Source organism: Marinobacter manganoxydans MnI7-9 (assembly GCF_000235625.1).
GTDB classification, from domain to species: Bacteria; Pseudomonadota; Gammaproteobacteria; order Pseudomonadales; family Oleiphilaceae; genus Marinobacter; species Marinobacter manganoxydans.
In genome coordinates this window covers 359227-365919 of record NZ_AGTR01000084.1, presented here as the reverse complement: position 1 = coordinate 365919, position 6693 = coordinate 359227, and the positions used below count along the sequence as shown (strand labels likewise).

Annotated in this window: 7 protein-coding genes; all 7 read left to right on the top strand. The window is 57.2% G+C overall.

Going from position 1 to position 6693, the window contains the following annotated elements:
• The first annotated feature begins 120 nt into the window (after nucleotides 1–120).
• The 7 genes from KYE_RS18635 (at nucleotide 121) to rpsI (ending at nucleotide 6508) form a co-directional block, all read left to right on the top strand.
• The gene (locus KYE_RS18635; RefSeq protein ID WP_008176567.1) at nucleotides 121–1671 is read left to right on the top strand and encodes a 2-isopropylmalate synthase; all 1551 of its coding nucleotides are present in this window, start codon (nucleotides 121–123) and stop codon (nucleotides 1669–1671) included.
• A 36-nt stretch (nucleotides 1672–1707) separates the two neighbouring features.
• Nucleotides 1708–2520 (top strand): hypothetical protein, encoded by an 813-nt coding sequence (locus KYE_RS18630; protein WP_008176565.1) that lies wholly within the window; start codon nucleotides 1708–1710, stop codon nucleotides 2518–2520.
• Nucleotides 2520–3005, top strand: a complete 486-nt coding sequence (gene rimI, locus KYE_RS18625; protein ID WP_008176564.1) for a ribosomal protein S18-alanine N-acetyltransferase — start codon at nucleotides 2520–2522, stop codon at nucleotides 3003–3005. The genes KYE_RS18630 and rimI overlap by 1 nt, the downstream gene beginning before the upstream one ends.
• Nucleotides 3006–3093: 88 nt before the next feature.
• Complete coding sequence (gene prfC, locus KYE_RS18620) at nucleotides 3094–4674, top strand: peptide chain release factor 3 (RefSeq protein ID WP_008176562.1); 1581 nt, start codon at nucleotides 3094–3096, stop codon at nucleotides 4672–4674.
• A gap of 21 nt (nucleotides 4675–4695) precedes the next feature.
• Nucleotides 4696–5481: a TatD family hydrolase gene (locus tag KYE_RS18615; protein WP_008176559.1), complete on the top strand. Its 786-nt coding sequence runs from the start codon at nucleotides 4696–4698 to the stop codon at nucleotides 5479–5481.
• 193 nt (nucleotides 5482–5674) lie between these two features.
• Nucleotides 5675–6103, top strand: a complete 429-nt coding sequence (gene rplM / locus KYE_RS18610) for a 50S ribosomal protein L13 (RefSeq protein WP_008176556.1) — start codon at nucleotides 5675–5677, stop codon at nucleotides 6101–6103.
• Nucleotides 6104–6115: 12 nt separating this feature from the next.
• Nucleotides 6116–6508, top strand: coding sequence for a 30S ribosomal protein S9 (gene rpsI / locus KYE_RS18605; protein ID WP_008176554.1), 393 nt, complete (start codon nucleotides 6116–6118; stop codon nucleotides 6506–6508).
• Nucleotides 6509–6693: the final 185 nt, after the last annotated feature.

Here is a 6693-nt window from a genome sequence, read left to right as displayed (position 1 = left end):
GAAAACCCCAGCATCCTCGATGCTGGGGTTTTTTATTGCCTGAAATTCACGGCCTCACTCACGGCAGGCCGGTGATATACTCTCCCCATAACGAACGACATCTCAGAATGGAGCCTGCCAATGCCTGCCACTGATCACCTGGTTATTTTCGATACAACGCTCCGTGATGGCGAGCAAAGCCCCGGTGCCACCATGAACAAAGCCGAGAAGCTCCGCATTGCGAAAGCGCTGGAAAAGCTCCGGGTGGATGTTATTGAGGCAGGATTCGCGATTGCCAGCCAGGGCGATTTCGAGGCGGTGAAAGCGATCGCCGAGTCCATCAAGGACTCAACGATCTGCAGTCTAGCCCGGGCGCTCGACAAGGATATCGATCGCGCGGCAGAAGCTATCCGGCCGGCACAGCGCGGGCGTATTCATACGTTTATAGCCACGTCGCCCATTCACATGAAGCACAAGCTGCAGATGCAGCCGGATGAGGTGATTGAGCAGGCGGTTCGCTCAGTGAAACGCGCGCGGAGTCATGTCGACGACGTCGAATTCTCCTGCGAGGACGCCGGACGTTCCGAACTGGACTTCCTCTGCCGGATCATCGAGGCCGCCATCGATGCCGGTGCCAGCACGATCAATATCCCGGATACGGTCGGTTATGCCATTCCCGAGCAGTTCGGTGAAACCATCCGTCAGTTGTTGAACCGGATTCCAAACGCGGACAAAGCTATTTTTTCAGTGCATTGCCACAACGACCTGGGTCTGGCTGTGTCGAACTCCCTGGCGGCGGTTTCCCAGGGAGCCCGTCAGGTAGAGTGCACCATCAATGGGCTGGGTGAGCGGGCCGGTAACGCGGCGCTCGAAGAAATTGTCATGGCGGTTCGTACCCGCCAGGATCTGTTCCATATCGATACCCGCATTGATGCCCAGCACATCGTGCCGGCGTCTCGTCTTGTTTCTACAATCACCGGTTTTCCGGTACAGCCCAACAAGGCTATCGTCGGCGCCAATGCCTTTGCCCATGAATCCGGGATACACCAGGATGGGGTTCTGAAGCACCGGGAGACTTATGAGATCATGCGGGCGCAGGACGTTGGTTGGCATACCAACAGCCTCGTCCTGGGCAAACACTCCGGTCGGAACGCCTTCCGTACCCGTTTGCTGGAGCTCGGAATTCAGTTTGAGACCGAGACGGAGCTGAATGAGGCCTTTACACGGTTCAAGGCGCTGGCAGATCTGAAACATGAGATTTTCGATGAGGATCTTCAGGCGATTGCCACCGATACCCGGCAGAAAGAGGAAGACGGCCGTTATGGCCTGGTCTGTATGCAGGTCTGCTCGGAGACCGGAGTCGTACCCAAAGCCAATCTCACGCTGAGCGTAGACGGCAAAGAGCACAAGGTTGAAGCCGAGGGCAGCGGGCCGGTCGATGCCACGTTCAAGGCAATCGAATCTCTGGTGGATTCCGGCTGCAATCTCCAGCTGTATTCCGTAAACAACATTACCAGCGGCACCGATGCCCAGGGCGAGGTGACGGTACGCCTGGAGCGCGGTGGCCGCATCGTTAACGGCGTGGGTGCTGATACTGATATCATCATCGCGTCCGCCAAGGCTTACATTGAGGCCCTGAACCTGATCAGCAAGGGCGGAATTCGACAGCATCCCCAGGTCGCGGATGTGTGAGAATGGTTATTCGGTGAGTCGCGACAGGCGAAGGTAATGGTTGGATCGGAAGCAGAGCGTCAGTTTTATCTGGGAGCAGCGGGGATACGCATGTGGTATGCCCGGCAACCGTTGCCCGGCGCGGCGCCAAGCCCGGATTTTGAGTTTCCCGAGGAGAGTCAGGTTCCGGAGCCAATGCCTGGAACTTCTGAAACCATACCCAGTCCGGTAAGAGATGCCGGTCGCCCTGCGCCGCGTAAACCGACGGGCCCAGATAGAACTGAAGGCGTGGCCCGAATAGCGGATCTTCAGGCCTTGATGGAAGGTGAGGCTGTCGCGCCAGGCAACGCCTCCCGACAGCCTCCCCAATCGCCTGCCGTGTCGGATGACGCTGCGAACTCTCCGGAGCCCGCAGCGCCAGAGGACATGTCAGAGCAGCCTGCCGGGATTCCCTCTGAAAACGTTAACGTCATGATCTGGGCGGGAACCAGGGCGGTACTGATCGGAGGTATGTCTGCGGATGCCAGCAGTCGACTGCAGGAAACCCTCGCACTGAATATTCTCAAGAGCCTTGGTGAGGAGCAGCCTCAAGTGCTCGGGCAAGTCTCCTGGCCTATCTTCAACAATCTGTTGGTGCCCGGGAACTCCGGCCATGACTTTGTTGAGGTGATGCGCAGTGTTCTGTCGGGCCTGGAACGTCAGCAGGTTGTCGTCTTGCAGGGTGGAGAGGATGCAGAAAAAAGCTGGCTGAGCGAAGCCCTTGGACACGACGCAGCAGTCCGGTTTCCGCACACCCTTGCTGAGATTGCCGGCAACCCGACATTGAAGCGCTCCCTGTGGCAACAGATACGGCCTCTGGTCGCCCGTTAATGCCTTATCCGGAAACCTACCAAAAAGTTCTTGATGCCGATCTTATTGTGCGCCCCCTGGTGCCCGAGGATGTCCCGGATGTGCTCGATATAGAGCGCCAGGGTTATTCGCACCCCTGGAGCGAATCGGTGTTTCTGGATTGTTTCAAGGACAACTACCGGCTCTGGGGTGCCTGCCATGGGGGCAAACTCACCGCGTACGCTGTCGTGGCCTACATGGTTGATGAAGCGCATTTGCTGAATATCTGCGTCCACCCGAGAGCCCGCGGTGAGGGGGTGGGGCGCTATCTTCTGAGGCATGTTCTGGCAACCGCAGCTCATGAAGGTATGGCTCAGCTGTTGCTCGAAGTAAGGGACAGCAATCATGCCGCTATCGCGTTGTACCAGAATGAAGGCTTTCACGAGATCGGCCAGCGCCCCGGGTATTATCCGTCTGCCAGTGGGCGGGAGGATGCCCGGGTCCTGATGCTTGCCCTCGGCCAGTGATCACTGCAGTGCGAGTTAGCGTCACAGCGGCATAGGGCCTATAATGGCCGCCTTTTCCAGAACTTCAGATTCAGGTTGCTTTTCGATTATGTCTAACCTTTCCCAGGAAGTGGCCAAGCGCCGCACCTTCGCCATTATCTCGCACCCGGATGCCGGTAAGACCACGATTACCGAGAAGGTGCTATTGTTCGGGCAGGCAATCCAGAAGGCCGGTACCGTCAAGGGAAAGAAGTCTGGCCAGCACGCCAAGTCCGACTGGATGGAAATGGAGAAAGAGCGGGGTATTTCGGTAACCACCTCCGTCATGCAGTTTCCTTATGGTGGCAAGCTGGTGAACCTGCTGGATACGCCGGGCCACGAAGACTTCTCGGAGGACACCTACCGCACGCTCACGGCGGTGGACTCCTGTCTGATGGTTATTGACAGCGCCAAGGGTGTCGAGGAACGGACCATCAAACTGATGGAGGTTACCCGGCTGCGGGATACGCCGATTATCACGTTCATGAACAAGCTGGATCGGGACACCCGGGATCCGGTGGAGCTGATGGACGAGGTTGAGGAAGTTCTGAAAATTGCCTGTGCACCGATCACCTGGCCCATCGGTATGGGCAAGAGCTTCAAAGGGGTTTATCACCTGCTTCGGGACGAGGTTATTCTGTATCAGTCCGGCCAGGGCCATATGATTCAGGACAAGCGCGTTATCTCGGGGCTGGACAATCCCGAGCTTGATCAGGCGATTGGCGCTTACGCCGGCGATCTGCGTGATGAAATTGAGCTGGTCAAAGGCGCGTCCCACGAGTTTGACCAGGAAGCTTTTCTTGCCGGTGAACTGACGCCAGTCTTCTTTGGTACCGCACTGGGTAACTTCGGCGTGGACCACATGCTCGATGGTCTGGTGGAGTGGGCCCCGGCGCCGCAACCGCGGGAAACCGACCAGAGACTGGTCCAGCCGGCCGAGGACGGGTTCTCGGGCTTCGTATTCAAGATTCAGGCAAATATGGATCCACAGCATCGTGACCGTGTTGCCTTCCTCCGCATTGTCTCCGGCAGTTACAACCAGGGTATGAAGGCTCGTCATGTCCGTATTGGCAAGGAAGTCCGGTTTTCCGACGCGCTGACGTTCATGGCCGGCGACCGCGAACACGCCGAGCAGGCGTTTGCCGGCGATATTATCGGCCTGCACAACCATGGCACCATTCAGTTGGGTGATACCTTTACTGCTGGCGACGACATGAAGTTCACCGGCATCCCCAACTTTGCGCCCGAATTGTTCCGCCGGATTCGCCTGAAGGATCCGCTCAAGGCCAAGCAGCTCCAGAAAGGGCTGATACAGCTGTCCGAAGAGGGTGCCGTCCAGGTGTTCAGGCCGCTTCGGAATAACGATCTCATCGTCGGGGCGGTCGGTGTGCTGCAGTTCGATGTGGTGGTCAGTCGCTTGAAAAGCGAATACAAGGTGGAGGCCATCTACGAGCCAATTAACGTAGCTACTGCGCGGTGGGTCACCTGCAGCGATGAGCGCAAACTTGATGAGTTCCAGCGCAAGAATAACGACAACCTGGCCCTCGATGGGAGTGACAGGCTGGCCTACATTGCTCCGACCATGGTCAACCTGAACCTGGCCCAGGAGCGGTATCCGGACATCCAGTTCCACAAGACCCGGGAGCATTAACGGTTCCGGGCGGAGGTGACTGTGCAGCTGATCGACGCCCATTGCCATTTCGATTTTCCCCAGTTCGATGGCCGCCGCGATAAAGAGCTTGAGCAGGGCCGATCGCGCGGACTCCGGGGGCTGGTGATACCCGGTGTCCGGCGAGCGGACTGGGACCGCGTCCGCGAGACAGCGCTGGCTCATGATGGTCTGTTTTACTGTCTCGGCATTCACCCCTGGTTTGTGGAAGAGCATTCTGAAGAAGATCTGACTCAGCTCCGCCGATTGCTGGAGGGTCGTCCCGACCGCTGTGTGGCAATCGGTGAATGCGGACTCGATCGAATCCGGGGAAGTCTCGAAGCGCAGTTGCCCTGGTTTGAAGCCCAGGTGGCGCTGGCTGACGAACTGAATTTGCCGCTGGTGATCCACTCCGTCAAGACCCATGACGAAGTTCACGGTGTGCTCAATCGTCGCCAGTGGCAGGGTCGAGCACTGATTCACGGATTCAGCGGAAGCTTCCAGCAGGCTGCAAAGCTGGTCGATCTTGGGTGCTTTATCGGGGTAGGGGGTGTGATCACCCATCCCAGGGCCCGAAAGACCCGCGACGCAGTCGCAAAATTGCCACTGGAGGCGCTGGTGCTTGAGACAGACGCCCCGGACATGGCGCCGGAAGGCGTGCCACAGGGAGAGAACTCCCCACGCTATCTGCCGGATATTCTGGACGCGCTCGCGGAGCTCCGTGGCACGTCGCCGGAGCATCTGGCGCCGGCGCTTCTGGATAACGTGTCGGGGCTGTACGGTTGGGCGACTGCCGGTATAGGGGAATAACGAAACGAATCGACACAGGGTTGGCTTTCCTGGGTGGTTCGAGTATACTTCGCGCCCTGGCTTTTCAAGGCGATGTCATTATCTCAGCCCCGAATGATGGCAACGCAACACAGGTATGGAACCCCCTCCGGATGCCTTGCATTTACCGGCGGTGGTTTTTAACGTTTCTTATATAGCGTTCAAGGCGGAATCAATGAAGACTCTGAGTGCGAAACCAGAAACAGTAAAACGTGACTGGTACGTTGTAGACGCAGCCGGCAAGACGCTGGGTCGTCTGTCAACCGAAATCGCCCTTCGTCTGCGGGGCAAGCATAAGCCTGAGTACACCCCCCACGTAGACACTGGCGATTACATTGTAGTGATCAACGCCAGCCAGGTGCGGGTTACCGGCAAGAAAGCATCTGACAAGATGTACTACAGTCATACCGGCTTTCCGGGTGGAATCAAATCCATCAACTTCGAGAAGCTGGTCGACAAGGCACCCGAGCAAATCATCCAGAAGTCTGTCAAAGGCATGCTTCCGAAGGGACCGCTCGGTCGCGCCATGTTCAAGAAGCTGAAAATCTATGCCGGCGCTGAGCACCCTCACGCAGCCCAGCAGCCCAAAGAACTCGACATTTAACGGAAGGCGGATATGTCTGTAGCACAAAATTACGGTACTGGTCGCCGCAAGACATCCACGGCTCGGGTTTTTATCAAGCCGGGAAGCGGTAACATCTCCATCAACGGTCGCACCATCGAAGATTTCTTCGGTCGCGAAACCCTGCGCATGATCGTTCGTCAGCCCCTGGTGGTTGCCGAGTCTACCGATCGTTTTGATATCAACATTACCGTTAAGGGTGGTGGTATCAGTGGCCAGGCCGGCGCAATTCGCCACGGTCTGACCCGCGCTCTGATGGATTACGACGAAACTTTGCGCCCGGCGCTGCGTAAAGCGGGTTATGTTACCCGTGATGCACGTGAAGTTGAGCGTAAGAAAGTGGGTCTGCGCAAGGCGCGTAAGCGTCCTCAGTACTCCAAGCGTTAATTTCGCTGGAGCAGGATCCTGGAAAACCCGGCCCTTTTCGGTCGGGTTTTTTTATGTTCGAGTGATCTGTCAGCAAATTGATCTGGAGCAGGGGTGAGGCGCCAGCGGCGGCTTTCTGACTTGTAAGCCTCTGGTAATTTCATTACCATTTGGACGCTTATATTTTTGGGTTGTGAAGTCCTTTT

Excerpts from the sequence above, each read along its gene's own strand:
- rimI (WP_008176564.1), top strand. The coding sequence starts at position 2,520 with ATGCCTTATCCGGAAACCTACCAAAAAGTTCTTGATGCCGATCTTATT.
- KYE_RS18630 (WP_008176565.1), top strand. The coding sequence starts at position 1,708 with ATGGTTGGATCGGAAGCAGAGCGTCAGTTTTATCTGGGAGCAGCGGGG.
- rpsI (WP_008176554.1), top strand. The coding sequence starts at position 6,116 with ATGTCTGTAGCACAAAATTACGGTACTGGTCGCCGCAAGACATCCACG.
- rplM (WP_008176556.1), top strand. The coding sequence starts at position 5,675 with ATGAAGACTCTGAGTGCGAAACCAGAAACAGTAAAACGTGACTGGTAC.
- KYE_RS18635 (WP_008176567.1), top strand. The coding sequence starts at position 121 with ATGCCTGCCACTGATCACCTGGTTATTTTCGATACAACGCTCCGTGAT.
- prfC (WP_008176562.1), top strand. The coding sequence starts at position 3,094 with ATGTCTAACCTTTCCCAGGAAGTGGCCAAGCGCCGCACCTTCGCCATT.